Annotated in this window: 17 protein-coding genes; 14 read left to right on the forward strand and 3 right to left on the reverse strand. The window is 44.2% G+C overall.

Annotated elements, in window-relative coordinates:
• The first annotated feature begins 59 nt into the window (after positions 1-59).
• From QNI24_RS03420 to QNI24_RS03445, 6 genes are all read left to right on the forward strand, one after another.
• Positions 60-452, forward strand: coding sequence for a bactofilin family protein (locus QNI24_RS03420; RefSeq protein ID WP_267174882.1), 393 nt, complete (start codon positions 60-62; stop codon positions 450-452).
• Positions 445-780: an iron-sulfur cluster insertion protein ErpA gene (gene erpA / locus QNI24_RS03425; protein ID WP_267174883.1), complete on the forward strand. Its 336-nt coding sequence runs from the start codon at positions 445-447 to the stop codon at positions 778-780. Before QNI24_RS03420 ends, erpA begins: the two co-directional genes overlap by 8 nt.
• Positions 777-1,661 carry an NAD(+) diphosphatase gene (nudC, locus tag QNI24_RS03430; RefSeq protein WP_267174884.1) on the forward strand — a complete coding sequence of 295 codons (885 nt, stop codon included), beginning with the start codon at positions 777-779 and terminating at the stop codon, positions 1,659-1,661. Before erpA ends, nudC begins: the two co-directional genes overlap by 4 nt.
• Positions 1,662-1,703: 42 nt before the next feature.
• Positions 1,704-2,519, forward strand: a complete 816-nt coding sequence (mutM, locus tag QNI24_RS03435; protein ID WP_267174885.1) for a bifunctional DNA-formamidopyrimidine glycosylase/DNA-(apurinic or apyrimidinic site) lyase — start codon at positions 1,704-1,706, stop codon at positions 2,517-2,519.
• A 143-nt stretch (positions 2,520-2,662) separates the two neighbouring features.
• Positions 2,663-5,416, forward strand: a complete 2,754-nt coding sequence (locus QNI24_RS03440; protein WP_267174886.1) for a bifunctional diguanylate cyclase/phosphodiesterase — start codon at positions 2,663-2,665, stop codon at positions 5,414-5,416.
• Positions 5,417-5,496: 80 nt separating this feature from the next.
• Positions 5,497-7,473 carry an ATP-dependent helicase gene (locus QNI24_RS03445; RefSeq protein WP_267174887.1) on the forward strand — a complete coding sequence of 659 codons (1,977 nt, stop codon included), beginning with the start codon at positions 5,497-5,499 and terminating at the stop codon, positions 7,471-7,473.
• A 2-nt stretch (positions 7,474-7,475) separates the two neighbouring features.
• Here QNI24_RS03445 and QNI24_RS03450 read toward each other — a convergent pair whose 3' ends face one another.
• Entirely contained in the window at positions 7,476-8,150 is a 675-nt protein-coding gene (locus tag QNI24_RS03450) for a hypothetical protein (RefSeq protein ID WP_267174888.1), read from the reverse strand.
• Between the two features lie 152 nt (positions 8,151-8,302).
• Between QNI24_RS03450 and QNI24_RS03455 the strand changes: the two genes are divergently transcribed.
• The 7 genes from QNI24_RS03455 (at position 8,303) to QNI24_RS03485 (ending at position 12,943) form a co-directional block, all read left to right on the forward strand.
• Positions 8,303-8,794, forward strand: a complete 492-nt coding sequence (locus QNI24_RS03455; RefSeq protein ID WP_267174889.1) for an RNA polymerase sigma factor — start codon at positions 8,303-8,305, stop codon at positions 8,792-8,794.
• On the forward strand, positions 8,787-9,182 hold the full coding sequence (locus tag QNI24_RS03460) for a hypothetical protein (RefSeq protein ID WP_267174890.1): 396 nt from the start codon (positions 8,787-8,789) through the stop codon (positions 9,180-9,182). The genes QNI24_RS03455 and QNI24_RS03460 overlap by 8 nt, the downstream gene beginning before the upstream one ends.
• A gap of 11 nt (positions 9,183-9,193) precedes the next feature.
• Positions 9,194-9,709 (forward strand): DUF4252 domain-containing protein, encoded by a 516-nt coding sequence (locus tag QNI24_RS03465; protein WP_267174891.1) that lies wholly within the window; start codon positions 9,194-9,196, stop codon positions 9,707-9,709.
• Positions 9,710-9,806: 97 nt separating this feature from the next.
• Positions 9,807-10,052 (forward strand): type B 50S ribosomal protein L31, encoded by a 246-nt coding sequence (locus QNI24_RS03470; protein WP_223788124.1) that lies wholly within the window; start codon positions 9,807-9,809, stop codon positions 10,050-10,052.
• Between the two features lie 211 nt (positions 10,053-10,263).
• Positions 10,264-11,568: a citrate synthase gene (locus tag QNI24_RS03475; protein WP_267174892.1), complete on the forward strand. Its 1,305-nt coding sequence runs from the start codon at positions 10,264-10,266 to the stop codon at positions 11,566-11,568.
• Positions 11,569-11,572: 4 nt separating this feature from the next.
• Positions 11,573-12,277, forward strand: a complete 705-nt coding sequence (locus QNI24_RS03480) for a class I SAM-dependent methyltransferase (protein WP_267174893.1) — start codon at positions 11,573-11,575, stop codon at positions 12,275-12,277.
• A 114-nt stretch (positions 12,278-12,391) separates the two neighbouring features.
• Positions 12,392-12,943 carry a hypothetical protein gene (locus QNI24_RS03485; RefSeq protein WP_267174894.1) on the forward strand — a complete coding sequence of 184 codons (552 nt, stop codon included), beginning with the start codon at positions 12,392-12,394 and terminating at the stop codon, positions 12,941-12,943.
• Here QNI24_RS03485 and QNI24_RS03490 read toward each other — a convergent pair whose 3' ends face one another.
• Positions 12,944-14,416, reverse strand: a complete 1,473-nt coding sequence (locus tag QNI24_RS03490) for a peptide ABC transporter substrate-binding protein (protein WP_267174895.1) — start codon at positions 14,414-14,416, stop codon at positions 12,944-12,946.
• A 145-nt stretch (positions 14,417-14,561) separates the two neighbouring features.
• On the opposite strand from QNI24_RS03490, the gene QNI24_RS03495 reads away from it, so the two are divergent.
• Positions 14,562-15,911, forward strand: a complete 1,350-nt coding sequence (locus QNI24_RS03495) for a glutamate--cysteine ligase (protein ID WP_267174896.1) — start codon at positions 14,562-14,564, stop codon at positions 15,909-15,911.
• A 68-nt stretch (positions 15,912-15,979) separates the two neighbouring features.
• On the opposite strand, the gene QNI24_RS03500 is transcribed toward QNI24_RS03495, so the two are convergent.
• On the reverse strand, positions 15,980-20,467 hold the full coding sequence (locus tag QNI24_RS03500) for a PA domain-containing protein (protein WP_267174897.1): 4,488 nt from the start codon (positions 20,465-20,467) through the stop codon (positions 15,980-15,982).
• Between the last annotated feature and the right edge of the window lie 14 nt (positions 20,468-20,481).

Genomic DNA, 20,481 nt, shown 5'->3' on the forward strand with positions numbered 1-20,481 from the left:
ATCATTGATACAAATTTGGAAACAGTATGTTTGGCTCAAAAAACAACAAAGAAAATATTATGGCAAATAACAATCAGGTAAATAACGTAGATACCATCATCAGCCAAGAAACTCAGATCAAAGGGGATGTTTCATTCTCTGGCACCATGCATTTATTGGGTCGGGTCGAAGGTTCGATTACATCAGAAACTGATAATGACATGTTGGTCATCAGCGAAACAGGCAGTGTCAATGGTTCCATTAAGACTGGTAACTTGGACATCAATGGCACCGTTGAAGGTGACATCACTGTTACCAGCAAGATGGAAGTGTCATCAAAGGCACGCATCAATGGCAACATTTATTACGTCAACATTGAGATGGAAACAGGTTCCCAAGTCAATGGACAATTAATTTACCAAGGCGGCGAAATAACCCCTTTGGTCAATAAAAAAGCAGAGAAGAATGAGTAGTAATCAAATACATTTATCAGGCGCTGCAGCCAATAAAATCAATCAGCTGGTTCTGGAAGAAATGAATCCTGATTTAAAATTCAGGGTGTACATCATTGGCGGTGGTTGTTCGGGGTTTCAATACGGTTTTGCCTTTGAGGAAGAACAAACCGACGGTGACATGATCATGGAAGAACATGGCGTACAAATGATGGTCGATCCGATGAGTTTTCCTTATTTGATGGGGTCAACCGTTGATTTTCTTGAGGATTTACAGGGTTCTCGATTTGTGGTCAGTAACCCCAACGCCAAGTCCACTTGCGGTTGTGGCAGTTCCTTTGCCATATGAGTTCTGATCAAATACATTTCATTCGAACCGAGTTGGATCGTTGTGCCAATATGCGCGAACAAAAGCAACGCATCAATCAACTGCGGAAGTTCAAAACTTGTCATTACGTACCTGTCTACAAGGGCAACCACATCTATCCTGACTCTGACGATCAGTTTTACATTTCAAAACAGCCATTGGGTGCCGAGAAGCACCAAAGTTTTTTAGGTATCTTAGAAGATGAGTTGTGGTTCAGCTGCAGTCTGACTGAAAAAGAGGCCTTGGCACTGGAATCTCAATTGGATTGTCATTTCGAATCCATTCGTCAGTACGCCATGGTTTTGGCCGATGATTTGGCCCACATTGCTTTGTATTCGCGCGGTCTTGATTTGTGGCAGCGCCGCAAAAAATACTGCTCGGTCTGTGGCACTGAAAATCACTTGGAAAGTTCAGGGCATAAGATGGTTTGTGAAAATGGCCATGAACAATTTCCAAGGATTGAACCAGCGGTCATTGTGTTGGTGACCAAAGGTGATCAATGCTTATTGGGCAGAAAGCATTCTTGGCCGCCCAATGTCTATTCGACCTTGGCAGGATTTGTTGAAGCGGGTGAGTCGATTGAAGATTCGGTGCACCGTGAAATCTATGAAGAGTCCAACGTACGCATCAAAGACGTAACTTATTTTGGCTCTCAACCATGGCCATTTCCATCATCATTGATGCTGGCATTCAATGCAGAGGCTGTTTCAGATGATATTCGCTTGGATGATGAGATGGAAGATGTACGCTGGTTCAGTAAAGAAGAACTTTTGAAATGGTCGAAAGATGGCTCCATCATCTTATCGCCCAGGTTCACTGTGGCCAATAACCTCATCAGTAATTTCCTGGGCCAAAGGATTTGATGTCTATTATGACTTCCAAATCATTTTCAGCAGGATATTTGTTTGCCTGAATTACCCGAGGTTGAGACCACACTCAAAGGTGTGACGCCGTGGACTTTAGGTGAGCGCATCAGCGCCATAAAAGTACACAATGCATCCCTGCGATGGCCCATTCCTGAAGCGGTTAATAACTTGCAAGGTCTGACCATCAGAAGGGTATACAGGCGTGCTAAGTACCTCTTGTTTGAACTCTCAGATGGACAACATTTAATGATTCATTTGGGCATGTCAGGTGTGATTAGGGTGGTTTCCCAGCAGGCCGAGTTACTCAAACATGATCACTTTGAAATGTATTTATCCAATCAACGAGTGATGCGGTTGAATGACCCACGGCGTTTTGGTTGTGTGTTGTTGGTGGGCAAAGAACCGAATAAACACGTGTTACTGGAAAAGCTCGGTCCAGAACCGCTCACCGATGAATTTGATGGCCTCTGGTTGAAAACCTTGTCCAAAGATAAAAAAGGCCCGGTGAAAAACTTCATCATGAATAATCATGTGGTGGTTGGTGTGGGTAATATCTATGCAGCTGAATCATTATTTTTATCAGGCATTCATCCCAAACGATCAGCTAGAAACATCTCCTTGAAACGTTATGAAAAACTGGCCAAAAATATCAAGAAAGTGCTGTCTCAAGCCATCACCGCTGGCGGCACCACACTCAATGACTTCAAGAACACCGACGGCAAGCCAGGTTATTTTAAACAAGAGTTGAATGTTTATGGCAGGGCGGGAGCGCCATGTGTGCAATGTGGCCGAGCCATTAAAAACTTGGTCATCGGGCAGCGTGCCAGTTGTTATTGTGGTAATTGTCAAACCTGAGAGGTTCCGCCATTGGCGTTTACTTCTGATCATTGAGTCTGGGGAGCAATTTGATTGAACCCTAAGCCATGTTGTTGCTTGTATTGACTGGGTTATTTGGTTAATATCAATGATATGAAAGGGTATATAATAAGGAAAAGGGGATGAAAAACTGGCCCAAATGGATTGGCATTAATATCATCATAGGTTGTGTGTTTGCGGCGTTTTGTTATGTGGCCAGTCAATACATGATCAGACCCACGCTTTCTATTTCGATTTGGCCCGCAGCTGGACTCGGTGTTGGGGTGATACTGATATGGGGTAAAAAAGCCATTCCTGGCATCATGCTGGGTGAAATACTCAACAGCATCATTCTGTATAACATTCACATCGATTTTGGTTGGGATAAGTCTTCCTTGTATGATGTGCTGCTGTTGCTGAATAACTTCTTCCGGCCTATTTTTGCGGGCATGTTGGCACGTCATGTGATGGGGCACGCACCCCACCTGGTTCAGGTCAAAGACATCCTTAAGTTTTTCACCTTTGGGGCCTTGATACCGTGCTTCATTTCCACCGTTATTTTTGTTATTCTGCTCAGTGGGGCAGGGTTTTATGGTGCCGATGATTTCTTTAGCAAAGGCGTCTTGTGGTATTTGGGCGACATCATGAGTGTGTTGATTTTTACCCCAATCCTGATGTCATTTTTCGCGCGACCGAGGCGCATGTGGCAACCACGTATTTTTAATGTTGCTTTGCCTATTCTGGCTGGCTTTATCATGGTGTTTTTGTTGTTTAACTCATTCAAGGGCTATGAGGAACGGCGCATCAATGAGTTGGTTAAAACACACCTGAACTACATCATTCATCAGAGCCAGTCACAGGCCACGAATTATCAAGCAATGGTAGATTTCATTGAAACGGAAGCCGAAGCAATGAATTTAGATGATTTCAAAATCAGCATTGCCAAAGCGGTTGCAGATGGTTATGAAATTGAGTACCAAAGTAAGGATGTGGTGACCAGGCGTTACGATGATTATTCTCAATCGGCTTTGTTTTCAGTCAACGGGGAACGTTTTGAGTTATCAATCGTCCCCACACCGGCATATTTTAATCGTGATTCTACCTGGGGCCTGTGGTTGACGTTGTTGATTGCTTTGGCTTTCACTGGTTTCATCGGCGTGGGCATGCTGGCATTGACTGGGCGGCATGTGATTGTGGCCCGTGAAGTGAAAGAGCGAACCTTGCAGTTAAACATGATCAACAGACAGTTACAGGAACGCAACTCAGATTACCAAAGAATCATTGAAAACCAGCCGGTTATTTTTTGGAAAGTGGACATGGGGCTGGATAAGGTCACATTTGTCAGTCAGGAGGCTGAAGCCATTTTGGGCTATTCCATAGATCAATGGCTTAATGAGCCTCATTTCTTTTCAAATAAAATTCACCATGATGATTTGACCATGGTTAAAGATACCATGCATTCTTTGGGAAAGAAGCGCACGCACGGTGAAATTGAATACCGAATTTTGCATGCCGATGGTCAGTACAGGTGGTTTCGAGATGTGTTGAATAAACCGGATGATGAGGATGTGAATCAAGTCATCATGGGCATGCTGATTGACATCACTGCAGAAAAGAATGACGCAGAAAAAATTCATCATTTGGCATTCCATGATTATTTAACTCAACTACCCAATCGACAGCAGTTTCAAAATGTCTTGAACCAACTGATCATTAAAGGACTTGACGAGGGTCATTATGGTGCGATGCTGTTTCTAGACATGGATCGTTTTAAAGTGTTGAATGATGCTTTGGGGCATCACTTTGGTGATCAGTTGTTGCTTAAAATTGCTGCCAGACTAAAAAGTTTTCAAGACGATTTTAAAGTGATGGCCAGGTTTGGTGGGGATGAATTTGTGCTGGCGACTGATTGTGATTACCAGAACCAGAATGATGCAGCCGTCCAAATCATCATGTTGGCTGAAAAAATCATCACCCGCTTGGCCGAACCTTATAACATCAATAACCAACAGCATGTTTGTACTGTCAGTATGGGAATCAGTGTCTATCCCTTTGAGCAAGCCACAGTTAATGATGTCATCAGACAAGCCGATGTGGCCATGTACCGTTCCAAAGAACAGGGCCGCAATCAAGTGACCATGTACCATACCAGCATGAAGAAAGAGAACGACAAAATGCTTTATGTGGAACAGGTGTTGCGCAATGCAGTCAGTAACGACAGCTTTATTTTAAAATACCAGCCAATTGTTAATGTCGAAAGGGAAATCATCTGTTTTGAATCACTGATTCGTATTTTTAATGAACAACAAACCATGTTTCCAGATGACTTCATTCCAGTGGCTGAGGACACTGATTTGATTCAACCTGTCGGGCGTTGGGTGATTTCCAATGCCTGCCTTAAAATCATGGATTGTCACCACAATGTTTCGGTGAACGTCAGTTCTAAACAATTCCACCAACAAGGATTCATCAAATACATTGAACAAATTCTTAAAAGATTTAATGTGGGCGAGGGGCGTTTAACCATTGAATTGACCGAAGGTGTCGTGGTGGGTAATTTGAATGAAATTCAGTACAAATTTCAACGCCTCAAGGAAATGGGCGTATTGATTGCGATTGATGATTTTGGCACCGGTTATTCATCACTCGAGTATCTGCGTCAGCTACCGATTGATTACTTAAAAATTGACAAAAGTTTTGTCACAGATTTGAACAACGATGAGTCCTCACGAGTGATTATTGAAACCATCATTTCTATGGCTAAACACCTTAACCTACAAACCGTGGCTGAGGGAGTTGAGACAGAGGAACAATTTACCGTGTTAAAACAAATTGGCTGTGATTTGTTCCAAGGCTATTTGTTCGGCAAGCCGGGTGACTTCATCATCAACCATTGAGTTTAATAAGCATTAAACTTGAAATGAATTTTTTTTTGCCTATGATGAGTCAATTGTTCTAATCAGATGAGTTTTTATCTTTGCTTAATCCCCCTCAAAAAGCGGCAGTAGAATCAGTCAATTATCCGTTGTTGGTGTTGGCAGGTGCTGGTTGTGGTAAAACCCGCGTGATCACAGAAAAAATGGCCCATTTGGTGCGGGTTGACTATTGTTTACCTGAACAAATTTTCGCCATCACATTCACCAACAAAGCAGCCAAGGAGATGCATGCCAGGGCGGTCAAACTGGTCAGTGGTGGCGATGCACTGAACATTTCTACCTTCCATGCGCTGGGCTTGCGCATTTTGCAGCAAGAAGCTGAGCACACGCCCTACCACCGAGGTTTCAGTATTTTGGACACTTCAGAATGTCAGAAAGTACTGCAGGGATTATTACCCAAAGGCATTAAAAAAGACGTGGCCAATCAATTGCAGTGGCAGATATCAGGTTGGAAAAATGCCGCATTGAAACCCAATGAGGTGGTCTCAAAAGTGCCGGTCGCAGTTGAAATTTATCAGCATTACCTCGATTACATGGTGAGTATCAATGCGATGGATTTTGATGACTTGATTCTTCAGCCATTGTGGCTTTTGAGTCAGTCTTCAGCTGTTTTAAGTCGCTGGCAAAGTAAAATCAAATACATGCTGGTTGATGAGTACCAAGACACCAATGCCAGCCAATACCAACTGCTAAAAATGCTCATGGGTAGTGGGCAGCATTTGACTTGTGTGGGCGATGATGACCAATCAATTTATGGTTGGCGTGGCGCGCAAGCAGAAAATTTGCAATTACTGCAACAAGATTTTACCGGCTTGAAAGTGGTTAAACTTGAGCAAAATTACCGCTCAACCAGCACCATTCTCTCCGCCGCCAATGCAGTGATCAAAAATAACCCACACCCCATTGAAAAGAAAATTTGGAGTGACTTGGGCGAAGGTGACCCCATTCAAATTTTGGCCTACCCCAATGCCGAAACAGAAGCCGAACAAGTCATTGCTGATATCAGGTTCAATCAACGAGCCAATCAAAAAAACTTCAATGATTTCGCTATTTTATACCGCTCAAACCACCAGGCCAAATTGTTGGAACAAGCCTTACGCATGAATGATGTGCCCTATCACATGTCTGGCGGTCGTTCATTTTTTGATTACAGTGAAATCAAAGACGTGATGGCATACATTCGTTTGTTGGCGAATCCACGTGACAATGCAGCTTTTTTGCGGGTAATAAACACGCCAAAACGCGGTATTGGCATGCAAACTGTGCAACACATTTCAGCGGCAGCCAAGGGCATCGGTCAATCATTTCTGGCAGCCAGTAAAAATGCTCAAGTGCTACAAGGACTGCCCGCCGCTGCACAGGATAGAGTCAAAGCATTTACCAGTCTGATTCATCAACACCAAAAAATGCAGCATTCAGCAGAAAAAGTGATCTCATCATTGCTGCAGCAAATCGACTACATCAGTTATGTCAGTCAATCTGCTAATAATAAGTTAGCCAAGATGAACAAAACCAAACTGGTTCAAGATTTCATTAAATGGATTGATGCTTTGGGGCGTGACCAACATTTAGCCATTGATGAATTGCTTAACTATTTATCACTGCAAACCTCGCAAGAAGACGATAACCAAGAGGATGCGGTGCGCATGATGACTTTACATGCTGCCAAAGGCTTGGAATTTGAACATGTTTACTTGGTTGGAGTTGAGGAGGGTATATTGCCTCATGCCAACTCTCTGGAGGAGTCAGAAACTGAGGACGATGCGGTGGAAGAAGAGCGCCGCTTGATGTACGTTGGCATGACCAGAGCCATGCAGCAGTTAAAGATTTCTTTTGTCAAAAAACGCAAAAAACGTTTCGCCGATGACAACACCGCAAGTTACTCTGGCGCGAGTCGGTTCTTGGATGAAATACCGCATGAATTAAGTAATGGTCACCCCAAAGTGAAAAAAACCGCAGCAGAACAACAAGCCAGCAACAAAAGCAACTTCGCGGCAATCAAAGCCATGCTGGAATGAGCTTATGGTTGTGCTGCTTTGCTGTTGAGCATTTGGGCCCATTGGGCATAGAGAAATTTGGGGTGACTGAGTAAGTTGACTTTTAAATCACCTTTGCGACTGGCCAAACATTGGTTGCCCAAACCACCGCCCATGTTCTCATCTGTCAAGTTGATGCAGGGGTCATTGTGTGCCATGTCCATCAATGTGGCAGTGAACTCATTGGGTGCAATGATAGCTGAGAGCTGTTGGCGCAAAGTACTGGCACACCCCATGTCATTTTGTTCACAAGCCAAAAAGTCTATTTCTGATGGGGCCACCAACAACTCCTCTCGCTGTAATAAGCGCACTTGTTTGGCTGTTTCTTGGCGGTAGATGGGGTGGACATAAGCCCACAGCAATATGGGCTTGAGGATGTTTTGTTGGGCTGGGTTGTAATGGTGAAAGTTTTTGATCAGTTTTTGGCTGTTGCTGATCAATTGATAAGGTTGGTTTTTTATTGCCAACATATAGAGGTTAATGATGTTACTGTTTTTAACCGACATCGGTAATTGTGCTTTGCTGGCTATGATTTGACTGGTTTCTTGGGCGACCAACGCTGCGATCAACGTTTGTTGACGGTCAACCGGCGGTTTTACTGGCGCACCACATGCGCTGAGCAATAAAATAAAAAGGCCTGTTGTCAGTATTTTAAGCATAAAACTCACTATAATTCGGGATAATGCCGAAGCTTAATATAATTTTGTGTTTATTTTTTAGGTATTTGTAACAAAATGGGTAATTAACCGTATTAAATATTGAAAACAAGGCATCTTGGTCGCAGGGTTAGATAATAATAGAGTTATTGGGCATGAGTATTTGGTACCGCTTACAAGTTAATAAGCACCAGCATGGGCTGTATGCCTTGGCACATCAGATGCTGGGCAATCAACTCGAGGCTGAAGATGTGGTGCAAGATACTTTTATCAAACTGTGGCAAAGGCGAGAAAAAGGTGGCAAGTTTGAAAAAGCTTGGCTCTACAAAGTAACCAGAAACCAATGTTTGGATATCATACGTCGACGCAAGCACGCCAATGAATACCAGCTGGCAGCTGCCGCAGGCAGTGATGTGTCTCCCTCATCGGTGGATGTGGTGCTGAATGATGAACTCTCTGGTGAGATTGGTAAAGCCATCAACCAGTTAGATGAACCTTATCAATCACTGTTGGTGATGCGTGAGGTGAATGGCTTAAGTTATCAGGTGTTGGCCGACGCCTTGGATTTGAGTTTATCGCAAACCAAAGTGTATTTACACAGGGCCAGAAAACAACTTAAAGAAAGTTTGGAAAAAACATATGCGTAAGCAAAACATAGAACAACAAGTATCGGCAGAATTGACAGACTATTTTGAGCAAGCTCGAAAGGTCAAATGTCCGCCGAGTATGCAACGTAAGCTTTTTGTCCGTTTGGGCATCACGCCGCGAAAAAACTGGTGGCAAAGTAGTTGGTTTCAACCAGTGCTGGCTTTTTCTTTTGTGGCGGTGTTTTCATTGGGCTTGGTGTGGCATCAGAACCAGCAATTTCAGCAACAGCAATTGGCTGATGCTGAACGTGACATGCAAATAGCCATGCACTACATGCAAAAAGTCAGTACCAAAACGTTGGAAGATGTGAACACCCATGGCATCAAACCAGCCATTATCGTACCAGTTTCCAAGTCAATGTCACAGATGGCCATGACACAGATATAGTGGAGTTTAAAATGAAGAATATATTATTACTGTTGGGTCTGTTACTGCTTTCATCGCAAAGCAAAGCAGAAGACATATTGCAAAAGCTACAATCCATGGTGAACATTGAACCATCGGTTGAAGTGAACTTAGGCGCTGCCATGTTGGGCTTGCTCAGTGGCATGACCAGCGAAGAAGAGCAAGTTTCCAATGTGATGAAAAACCTGACTGAAATTGCGGTGCGGGTTTATGACTTGGATGATGAGGCATTTGATGGTGATTTGGTGCAAATCAAATCGTTCATCAACGCCACAGCAGATGAAATGAAGTCCCTGGGCATGCAACAACTCGCTGCGATTCGTGAAGATGACTCTACGGTTTATATCATGGCTGAAATGGGGACTGATAAAATGCAAGGCTTATCGGTGATTGCCTTGGATGACGACTCTGAACTGGTTGTGATTAAAATAGGAGGTCAAATTATGATGAAAGATCTTGCTGGTTTGATGAATCGTTTTGATGTCGATCTCAGCGACATCGACATGTAATGACTGCTGATTAAAAAACCTCAAAGCGGGCTTTACTTTCCCTTAACATGACATTACAATACGCCGTCACGTTCGATACAGTACATTGGAAACAATTATGAGAAAAGATATTCACCCAGAATACAGAGAAGTGGTATTTCAAGATGCCGGTGCAGATTTTGCGTTTTTGACTCGTTCATGCATCCATTCTAAAGAAACCATTAAATGGGAAGATGGCAATGAGTACCCATTGGTGAAAATTGAAATTTCTTCAAAGTCGCACCCTTACTACACTGGCCAACAAAAAGTGGCCGATTCGGGTGGACGTGTTGACCGCTTCAAGCGCAGATACCAAAGAAAATAAATCCCAGTATTCAAACAAAAAAAACCCGACGTGTTCGGGTTTTTTTGTGGCTGCGAAAAATGGCCATCAATGCGACCATGGTATATAGCTAAACTGCTTTTCATGTTCACAGCTAAGATGTTAAAATGAACGATTGTTTGAAATGTTATCAGCACCCGCGTTCACATGCCCGTGTTTATAATTAAAAATACCCTAATTTGGAGAGTTATCAATGAGTGAAGCCTCAATCAATAAAGATGTCGTAAAAGTCACAACCCCTGAAGGCAAAGTTGCCGAATTGCCAGTCATCCGAGCTGAAATGGGCCCGCCCACTTTTGATATCAAAACTTTACAGAAACAAACCGGATACTTTACTTACGACTCTGGTTTTGCAGCCACTGCCGCTTGTAAAAGTGACATCACTTTTATTGATGGTGGCAAGGGCGTTTTATTGTACCGCGGTTATCCGATTGAACAATTGGCTGAAAGCAGCAACTTCATGGAAGTAACTTATTTGCTGATGAATGGCGAGTTGCCGAACAAAGAGCAGTATGAATCATTTGATAATTTGATTACCAGGCATACCATGGTACATGAGAAAATTCGTTCGTTCATGAATGGCTTTCAGTACGATGCGCATCCGATGGCGATGATGATGAGTGTGATTGGTTCTTTCTCGGCTTTTTATCATGACAGCATGAATGTCAACGATCCTAAAGATCGACACATAGCTGCAATCAGGCTGATTGCGAAAATGCCAACAGTAGCAGCTGCTGTTTACAAAAACTATGTCGGTCAACCATTCATGTACCCACAAAACCAACTCAACTTCACCGAGCGGTTGTTACATATGATGTACGGGGTTCCAGCTGAACCTTATGAAATCAATCCAGTGGCTGCGAAAGCTTTGGACTTGTTGTTCATACTGCATGCCGACCATGAACAAAATGCCAGTACTTCTACAGTGCGACTGGTAGGTTCAACCGGCGCCAATCCATTTGCATGTATTTCAGCGGGTATCGCCTCTTTATGGGGCCCAGCTCACGGTGGTGCCAATGAAGCGGTATTGAACATGTTGGATGAAATTGGTGATGTGTCGCAGATTGATAAGTATGTCGCAAAAGCCAAAGACAAAGACGATAAATTCAGATTGATGGGTTTTGGTCACCGTGTTTATAAGAACTTTGACCCACGAGCCACCATCATTCGCAAAGCCTGTCATGAAGTGTTAGACGAGCTAGGCGTGCATGACCCACAATTAGAATTGGCGATGAAACTAGAGGAAATAGCATTGAAAGATGAATACTTTGTATCCAGAAAGCTTTATCCTAACGTCGATTTTTACTCGGGCATCATCTATAAAGCGCTTGGCATACCGGTACAAATGTTTACCGTGATGTTCGCCATTGCCAGGACTGTTGGATGGACCTCACAGTGGTTAGAACAATACGAAACCCCTGACACTAGAATTGGTCGACCCAGACAAGTTTACGGCGGCGCCAAAACCCGCGATTACGTCGGCATTGATAAACGCTGAGCCTTTGCCAGCATCCACCCAACAGCGTTTGGCGCAATTAGACCTCAGCGCTGACGCAGTGGTTGCGGCACTTCCAGCACACTTAACCCTGTCATTGATTGATGGGGTTTTGTCGTTATGTGATCCACAGAAAACACAATCCACTTTGTCTGTCAGTTTCAACCAAGCCGATTTGCTGTATCGAGCACAAGGCCACTTGGGTGGCGAACACGTGGTCAAAGCCTGCCAAATCAGAGGGCAAAAAAACATCAAGCTTCTGGATGCCACTTGTGGTTTGGGTATTGATAGCTATTTGTTGCATCAAGCTGGTTTCGTAGTGACGGCGGTGGAACGTCACCCGCTGATTCATGCTTTGTTGAAAGATGCATTGGTTCGGTATGAAAACGAACACCAACGTCAGTTATTTCAGTTGTTATACCAAGATTCAAAATCATTGATGGACCAAGAGGTGTATGATGTGATTTACCTTGATCCCATGTTTCCGCCCAAGAGGAAATCTGCCAAAAATAAAAAAGGCATGCAGTTGTTCCAAGATTTAAATCACAGCCACGCTGATGAAGCCGTTGAGATGGTTGAACACGCCCTTAAGGCACGCACCAAAAGGGTTGTGATTAAAAGGCCACAAAAGGCCCCAACAGTGACAAAGTTTAAACCCACCTTTCAAATACCCGGAAAAACATGTCGATTTGATGCCTATCAGGTCGGTTAAAGTCACATTTATATATATTTTGTGGATTTTTGCACTGAATTTTACAATTCGTGATAATTCAAAAGGCCATTTGTGTCTATAATAGTTGGTGTGTAAATAAAAACGTGTGTGCAAATGAAAAATAACCAAGACAGTTCCGTGCTGCTGCGTGATGCAGTCTCGGAAGTTGCTAGAGTGATGGCTGTGGCAACCCTAAAGAATGACATTTCCTACAAAGAATTTGTTGAGTTTTACAAAATGCATATGGTCAAGTTGGCCAAAGATGCAAAGAAAAAATCAACAGTGGTGGAAATCTCAGCGCGAACCGGCATCGATCGCCGCTTCATCGCCCCTTACCTGAACAGTGATCAAGTCAAAGTAAAGCCATCCAAGGTAGAAAAAGTATACCAAGACGTGTTGGCTTATTGCGATAAGAACAACACCAAGAAGATATTGAAAATTGACCACAAGGATTCTTTTGAGGCCCTGTGTCAAAAACATGCCAACGGTTCACTGACTCCCAAAGCGATTTATACCGAATTGTGGCGCCTGGGTCTGATGAAAGATGTCGGTACCCATTACAAGCTAAAAAAACCCAAAGTGGCAGAAAAGAAAATGGCCAAAGCGGCTGAACGAATGACGCAAGTCAGCGATGCCATCAACACCGCTGTAGAGGATTTGTTGTAACTATTGCCTCTTACTTAAATAGCGGCTGAGGTGGCGATCCATCCTGTTGTCGACAAATCCAGACATTTGGGGGTTTACCAAATGTCTGGAAACATAGTGGTACAAAGGTATGACCGGAATTTCTTGCTGGATTATTTCTTCGGCTCGGTTGATTAGTTCGGTTTTATTGGTGTTGTTGCGACGCAGTGCTTCGATGATGGCATCGTATTGTTTGTTGTTAAAAGCATAGAAATTGAAGTTAGATTGGCTGTGGAATAACTCAAGAAAGTTCAAAGGGTCATAATAATCAGCAATCCAACCTGATCGAAATACTTGTTTGTTTTCGGTTTTTCTGGTGTTGACGAAAACTTTCCATTCTTGGTTTTTAAGCTGGCTGCGAATACCTAAGTTTTGGCGCCACATGGCGGCCACAGCCAACGCCACTTTCTTCTGGTTATTGCTGCTGTTGTAGAGAATTTCTAGCCGATCTGTTTTTGGCTTGAAGTGACTTTGTGCCAGAGCGGCTTTGGCGCGACTTAAATCATAGGCCACATCACCCTTAAGGCTTTGATCAGTGGGGATGATTCTATGGGCTACCATTTGGCCGGTCTTGAGTACTTTATCTACCAAGATTTGGCGGTCAATCGAGGCACTCAAAGCCACCCGCAAATGTGGGTCACTCAAGTGCTCATCATTCAGATTCAGACCCAAAAAGAAGGTGCCGTAGTATGGCGCTATTCTCAAGGCATCAGGCAGGTGCTCACGTAACCATGTGATTTTGTTATCAGGGATGGTTTCGGTGATGTCCAACTCGCCTGCGCGAAAACGCAGTAATTCACTGTTTTGATTCTCTGTTACCCAATAGTTTACAGTCGTTGTAAAGACATCATCTGCGGCATGAAAATGAGGGTTTTTTTCTAAGGTGATGCGTTCTTGGGTGCGCCATTGAATCAGCTGATAAGCGCCATTGCTGATGATTTGACCCTCATTATTGGGGCGTGTGGGTAGAAAGATCGGTAATAGTAACTTACTCAACAGACCGCTATCAGCTTGGTTCAAGTCAAGTTGTAAGTGGTGTGGGTTTTTACTGCTGACCTGTAATTGGTTGTTTTTAACTAAGTTATTCATGACTTGCCGGTAGGGTGCCGCCGTGGCCGGTGCATAGGCCAGCTGCCAGCTGTTGATAAAATCACTGGCCGTCACAACCCGGCCATCGCTCCATTTGGCTGCAGGATTTAAGTTGAACTGCCATTGGCTGTGGTCATCGTTTACCGTGTGGCTGATGGCAACACCATAAGTGGGTTCGCCATTGACATCAAAAGTCATCAACCCCTCATACATATCCAACAGAATATTCATGCTGTTGAGTCCTTGTGCCAAATGTGGGTTCAGTGAATCGGGTTCAGCGCCATTGCCACGATTGATGACATCGGTGTTAGCGGCCGAAGCCAGCAATTGCCAGGCCAACGCAGTAAGTAAAAAAACTGGTTTCATGGCATGAGATTTAAGCATAAATCTGCTTTGGATGACACCATTGCTTGTACTGTTAAAGTACGAATAAAAAAATGTGCGCCTTTGTGAGGGCTATTTTGGTAAGATGAATATTCGTTTATCAATCGGTCGTTATTGACCGCGAAACATGAAAAAACAACACATCAAGGCAAAAAACCAATTGGTTGACTATTTGGCTTCAGGTTGCAAACCGAAGTCTGAATGGAAAGTAGGCACAGAACACGAAAAGTTTGGTTTTCATCGAGACAACAATCAGCCGTTACATTATGCTGAACCTGGCGGTATCAGAGACATCTTGAATGGATTGGCTGAGCAGTTTAATTGGCAGCCCGAATATGAGGGTGACGATGTGATTGCTCTGAAAAGAGATGGTTGCTCAATCACTTTAGAACCGGGTGGACAGTTGGAATTATCGGGTGCACCGCTGGCTGATGTGCATTTAACTTGTAGCGAAACTGGGTTACATTTAAAAGAGGTCAAAGCAGTTGCCGAACCCCTAGGCAGTGCTTTTCTGGGTATGGGTTTTCACCCCACTGCGGCCCGTTCAGACATCGAGTACATGCCAAAGGGGCGTTATGGCATCATGAGTAATTACATGCCTAAGGTCGGCAGCTTAGGTTTGGATATGATGAAAAGAACTTGTACCATTCAAGCCAATTTAGACTTTTCATCTGAAGCAGATATGGTCAAGAAATTCAGGGTTTCATTGGCATTGCAGCCGATAGCCACAGCGTTGTTTGCTAACTCTCCTTTTACCGAAGGGCGCAGCAATGGCTTTGTCAGTTACCGTTCGCACATATGGACTGATACCGATGCCGATCGTTGTGGCATCATACCATTCGTCTTTGAGGATGGAATGGGCTTTGAGCGATACGTAGATTACATGCTTGATGTGCCGATGTATTTTGTCTACAGAGATGGAAAGTACATCGATGCAGCTGGCTTATCATTCAGAGATTTTATGGCAGGTAAGTTATCGGTTCTGCCGGGTGAATTGCCCACGATGAAAGATTGGGAGGATCATTTGACCACTGCATTTCCGGAGGTCAGATTAAAGAAATTTCTGGAAATGCGCGGTGCTGATGGCGGACCTTGGCGCCGCATTTGTGCTTTACCGGCTTTGTGGATTGGCTTGTTGTATGATCAAGAGCAGTTGGATGCAGCCAGTGAAATGGTCAGTGATTGGTCTTTGGCAGAACATGAGCATCTGCGCAATGAGGTGCCTAAACTGGGCTTGAGCACGGCTTTCAGAGGTGGTAACGTCAGGGATTTGGCCTTACAGATGCTGGATATGGCACGCAAGGGCTTGGTTAAAAGAGCGATTAAATCGCCCTGTGGTAAAGACGAGAGTATATTCCTCGAACCACTACAGGTAATCGCTGATACTTACGCCACACCGGCGGAAAGAAAACTGGGTAAATACCATGGCGTGTGGAACAAAAACTTGGATGAGCTGTTTGACATTTACGCTTACTGAAGCTGTAGTATTTTAATTATAAAAAAACCCAGTCAAAAGACTGGGTTTTTTTACACCTGATACTTGGGTTAATGTTCTTGTAACAGATTCATGATTTTGCTGTTATTCCTGAGCCACCTGCCGCCTTCAGCACCTTGGTAAGTGATATCAATGCTGGTGGTGCCATCAGTATCTAAGTCCCTGAAAGTGTTGGACAGATTCAAGGTGATGCTGCCATTGGGTACAAAGCTTCTCTCGACCAGAGACTGCGTGCGGCCATAACCAAATACATCTGCCATTGGGACAGTGATGTCTTGACCAGCTTTGAATCCTTCTTTGAAGCCAGTAGACCAACGTGGTTTGCCTTCGGCATCGTAATAAAAGATATAAGCAATCATCAAGTCATTGACTTGAGCCAGAGAATAACCCCAGCCATTATCATTCGGACCAGCCCACCAGCCGGTACCAAAATCATGATCTGGACGATTCTTGTTAGCCACTAAGGGTTCAATACACCACGAACGGGTTACGTCATCCAACTTCCAAGTGGCCAATGCGGCGAAATCTAAGTTGCGAGGCGTACCATCTAGGCAAGCGGGATCGTTTCTGATTTCAGCGTTATTGAAATTTATGGTTAATCGGCCATCTAATTGGGTATCCAGTATCAGTGGATCAACCTCAGCAGGATTCACATCGGTGTTATAAGTGAATCCGTTGATGGTGCCCGCAGCAAATTCAGGATTCAAAACCCCATTTTCCAGTGTGGTCAATGAATTGAACCATTCTGGATTGCCTTGATCATCAAAAGTATAAAACATGGTATAAAACAGCATGTCCCTACCAAATGATTCAATGATAAAGCCGTGGCCATCACGTGCCGGATCATACCATGGGCCTCTGTTAGGAACCAGGCTGTTGGCATCGCTGATGCATTCATCACAGGTCAATGATGCAGGGGCAATCACGCGACTGATGGTGATGTCATCTAACCAAAAACCTTCTTGAGCGGTGTTGGTATCAGACACCATGCGCCACCTGATTTGTGCGGTTTTTCCAGCATACTCAGATCCGAGGTTGATTGAAGCATCACGCCATTCCAGTTGCGTTCCTGACCAGGCGAATTGTGCTTGGGCGGTGTTGTTGGTGTTCAATTGACCGTCATATGGCACCGAGCTGAGGTGGCCGATATCAAACCACAAATCAGAACCTTTGAGGCGCATTTCCAAGACCAAACCATCCCAATATTGTGAGGTATCGCCTTCGGTGTCATAGGACATGGCGAAACGAATGACGTTGCCGCCGGCATCAAAAGTCAACCAAGGCGTAATAAGTGATTTATCTGAATAGGCATTTTCATTGGTGGTGAACCAGCTGCTGTCGCCCGAATTCACGTTGTCAGAAACCCTGATCCAACCGTCATTACCAAAGGCCAGCACAGATTTTAATTGGCTGTCATTGGTTTCAGCATCGTCGCTGAATGTGGTTGAGGTGGTAAAGGCTTGATTGGCTGCAGTGGTTAGGCTGATGCTGGTTTCATAAGTGAGATCACCAGTATCGACACTGACTGGCACATTCAAATCAGCCAAACAGGCTGCCCCAGCGTCCAATTCGACAGGGATAGAAATCTGTTGTGCCGCAAATCCATCTAAGGCGATGGTTTGGTTGGCGTTGGTGAAACCGATAACACCGGGCAGATCAAATGACACGTTCACACTGTCGAAGTTTCTGGCTGATTGATTGGTCAGAGCAACAATCAGCTCGCCGGCTTCGCCGCGATCCAAAAAGTTATCGGTGTCACAGCTGGAATTATCAGCAATGAATTTAACCAGTTCAACCTCAATGGCAGCCTTGGTGGCTTTGAAAGTGCCGCGGCCATGGGTACCAATATAAAGGGCATCGTTGCGCCAGACCAAATCAATCACGCGAGTGAATGCACTGCCGTAATCGAATTGTTCCCAGTTGTAGGTATTGCTCGACTGGGTGCCCACCCATAAGCCTAACTCACTGCCCACATACAGTACATTGGCATCGGTAGGGTCATTGATCACTTGCCACAACGGCATGTTGGGTAAATCATTTGAAATGCTGGTCCAGCTGTTGCCGCCGTCGGTGGTTCTCAAGATTCTGTTACTGAAATAGCCGCCAAACGTGGCATAAACCGTATTTCCTGACGTATCAAAAGTATCAACTTTGATATCTGTCACCACGGTACCATCAACACCTAAACTGTTCGGTGGACCAATATCAGTGACCGTATTGGTTGAGCCCAAGCCACTGATGCGAATGATTTGGTTAGTGCCTAATGCATCTGACGTAACCATACCCGCGTAGGCAACATTACTTTGGTGGGGGTTGAATGCCAATGCCGAAACACCTGTACCGTTGATGGAGCCAGTTAAATCAGTCCAAGTGGCTGAGGCCAGCGATCGGGCATTGTTGGTGAAATAAACTTTATCGGTACCTACAAGCAATCTATTGCCATTTTTTTCATCTAAGACAAATGGTTGAATGAATCGAGCACCCTCAGTATCTGGCAACTCCATACGCTGAATTGATAAGCCTCCATCATTTGAACCATAAATCTCACCATTAGGAAATGAGCCGTAAATGAACTGAGGCTGCTGTTGGTCCCATCCACTGTAACCACCATCACCCCCAGCCCATGGTAACCAGGTTTGCTCATCTCCAAAATAGAGTTTGGCACCGTTGTCTTGGGTGCCTGAAATCACTTGACTGCCATCAGGGCTGACATCAATGCCGTAACTCTGAGATATATTCAGACCATTATTTAATGCCATCCAACTGTCACCGCCATCTTCGGATTTGGCCACGCCACCGTCATTAACCACATATATGTGCTCAGTGTTGAAAGGGCTGAAAAAGTAGCCGTGATGATCGGCATGAATGTAACGATCTGTGAAACCAGGGGGGGAAAACCAAAAGGTATTGCGGTCAATGAAGTCACCGCCATTTTGGGTGCTGTACAAATCAATGGCACCCATGATGACATGATCAGAGTCACTGGGATTGACCGCTATGGCCATGTCATACCAGCCTTGTCGTTCGATGAAGTTGGTGTTGGATGCGGTTTTTTCAAAATTTTGATTATCCGAACCAATGGAGCGGTACAAACCGATCGTGCCGTTGGTGCCACCATTTTCTAAATCTTCTGCGTCTTTTGATGCAGCGATATAGGTTTTCCCATCACTACCAAAACCAATTTCCATGCGCAAGACATCAAGTTCTGGCAGTCCGTTATTATCTAATTTAGACCAAGCATCGCCACCATCCTCTGTTAGCAAGATGTAACGCTCAAGTGAAAGTTGATCACTGGCATTGATAGATACATTGACTGTAGTTCCCGATTCTATGAAACGATCACCGTCATTTTTTGCAATCATCAAGGCAGGAATGTTGATGTTTTCAGCAGTGCCGCCCATAGTAAATGGTGCTTCATTGGAGTTTTGATAGACTACTACCGCTATCGCACCGGCATCCTGTGCGTTGAGAACTTTCTGGGTGAAGTTACAACTGCCTCTCTGAATCAAGGCAATCTTATCTGTCAAATCGCTAATCATGCGATCACAACCGTCACGACCCGGGCTTACAATGTCCTGAACTAATAAAAGCTCTCCAGCAATCACATTGGTGTTGATGCTGGGTCCAAAGCTTGCAGGGATAGCGTCATAATTTCCAGCTAGATTAGCAGGTGCGTTAACATTAAAGTTTACAGTGGCAGTATTTTCATTTCCAAAGTGATAAGCCAATAAATGATTTGGATTTGAAGGGTTAATTTGTAAGTCAGTAAAACCTCTACCAGTTACATTTACTCCACTGACCTCATTCCATTGCTGCCCATTGTTATCGGTTTTCCAAATGCCAGTGGAAGTGGCTGCTAAGAGTTCATTGCTGTTGGGGATTTTGACCATGCGGTTGACATAGTGAAAATCGGAGCCAGTAGTGGCCCCAAAACGTTGCCAAGTTTCACCAAAATCTTCTGATACGAACATACCAAAACCACGGGCGGCATCAAAATTAAAGAAGCCTTCTCCGGTGCCTAAGTAAACTTTTTCCGGGTTATCTGGGTCTATCAGCATACTACCAATGGCAATGTTTTCCAGAAAGTCGGTTTTAGCCTCCCAGCTCTGACCATCATCGGTGGATTTCCACACGCCACCAGATACGCCACCAGCCAACAAATGACCTTCACGTTCTGGGTGCATGACAAAACCCCTGATGCGTCCGCCAAACACCCCTGGTCCCAGTTCTTCAAAGGCCAAGGCTGGTAGGTTCTGATTATTTTTACTGGCTTTGGCTGCTTTGATTTCAGCTTGGTATTGCAGGTTCAATTGGGCGGGTGTAAAGCCCTTGGGTGTGGTCAATCCTTCTGCAATCCATGCCGCTGCTTCACCGGGTTTATCAAATTGTTTTTTCGATTTTTTGCTGCTATAGATTTGTTTATTTTGCAAAAAAGTTGTTTGATCAATGGTGCTGGTCTGGGGTACTGATATTTCATGGTTAACTGCCGTGATAGCAATAAAAGTACATAGCACAATAAGGGGTTTAATGAGTTGCATGGGTTATGATTTTT

This window comes from Marinicella marina (assembly GCF_030065545.1).
Classification (GTDB): Bacteria; Pseudomonadota; Gammaproteobacteria; order Xanthomonadales; family Marinicellaceae; genus Marinicella; species Marinicella marina.

Coding starts and splice junctions, on each gene's coding strand:
- QNI24_RS03420 (WP_267174882.1), top strand. CDS start 60: ATGGCAAATAACAATCAGGTAAATAACGTAGATACCATCATCAGCCAA.
- erpA (WP_267174883.1), top strand. CDS start 445: ATGAGTAGTAATCAAATACATTTATCAGGCGCTGCAGCCAATAAAATC.
- nudC (WP_267174884.1), top strand. CDS start 777: ATGAGTTCTGATCAAATACATTTCATTCGAACCGAGTTGGATCGTTGT.
- QNI24_RS03440 (WP_267174886.1), top strand. CDS start 2,663: ATGAAAAACTGGCCCAAATGGATTGGCATTAATATCATCATAGGTTGT.
- QNI24_RS03450 (WP_267174888.1), bottom strand. CDS start 8,150: ATGCTTAAAATACTGACAACAGGCCTTTTTATTTTATTGCTCAGCGCA.
- QNI24_RS03455 (WP_267174889.1), top strand. CDS start 8,303: ATGAGTATTTGGTACCGCTTACAAGTTAATAAGCACCAGCATGGGCTG.
- QNI24_RS03460 (WP_267174890.1), top strand. CDS start 8,787: ATGCGTAAGCAAAACATAGAACAACAAGTATCGGCAGAATTGACAGAC.
- QNI24_RS03465 (WP_267174891.1), top strand. CDS start 9,194: ATGAAGAATATATTATTACTGTTGGGTCTGTTACTGCTTTCATCGCAA.
- QNI24_RS03470 (WP_223788124.1), top strand. CDS start 9,807: ATGAGAAAAGATATTCACCCAGAATACAGAGAAGTGGTATTTCAAGAT.
- QNI24_RS03475 (WP_267174892.1), top strand. CDS start 10,264: ATGAGTGAAGCCTCAATCAATAAAGATGTCGTAAAAGTCACAACCCCT.
- QNI24_RS03485 (WP_267174894.1), top strand. CDS start 12,392: ATGAAAAATAACCAAGACAGTTCCGTGCTGCTGCGTGATGCAGTCTCG.
- QNI24_RS03490 (WP_267174895.1), bottom strand. CDS start 14,416: ATGAAACCAGTTTTTTTACTTACTGCGTTGGCCTGGCAATTGCTGGCT.
- QNI24_RS03495 (WP_267174896.1), top strand. CDS start 14,562: ATGAAAAAACAACACATCAAGGCAAAAAACCAATTGGTTGACTATTTG.
- QNI24_RS03500 (WP_267174897.1), bottom strand. CDS start 20,467: ATGCAACTCATTAAACCCCTTATTGTGCTATGTACTTTTATTGCTATC.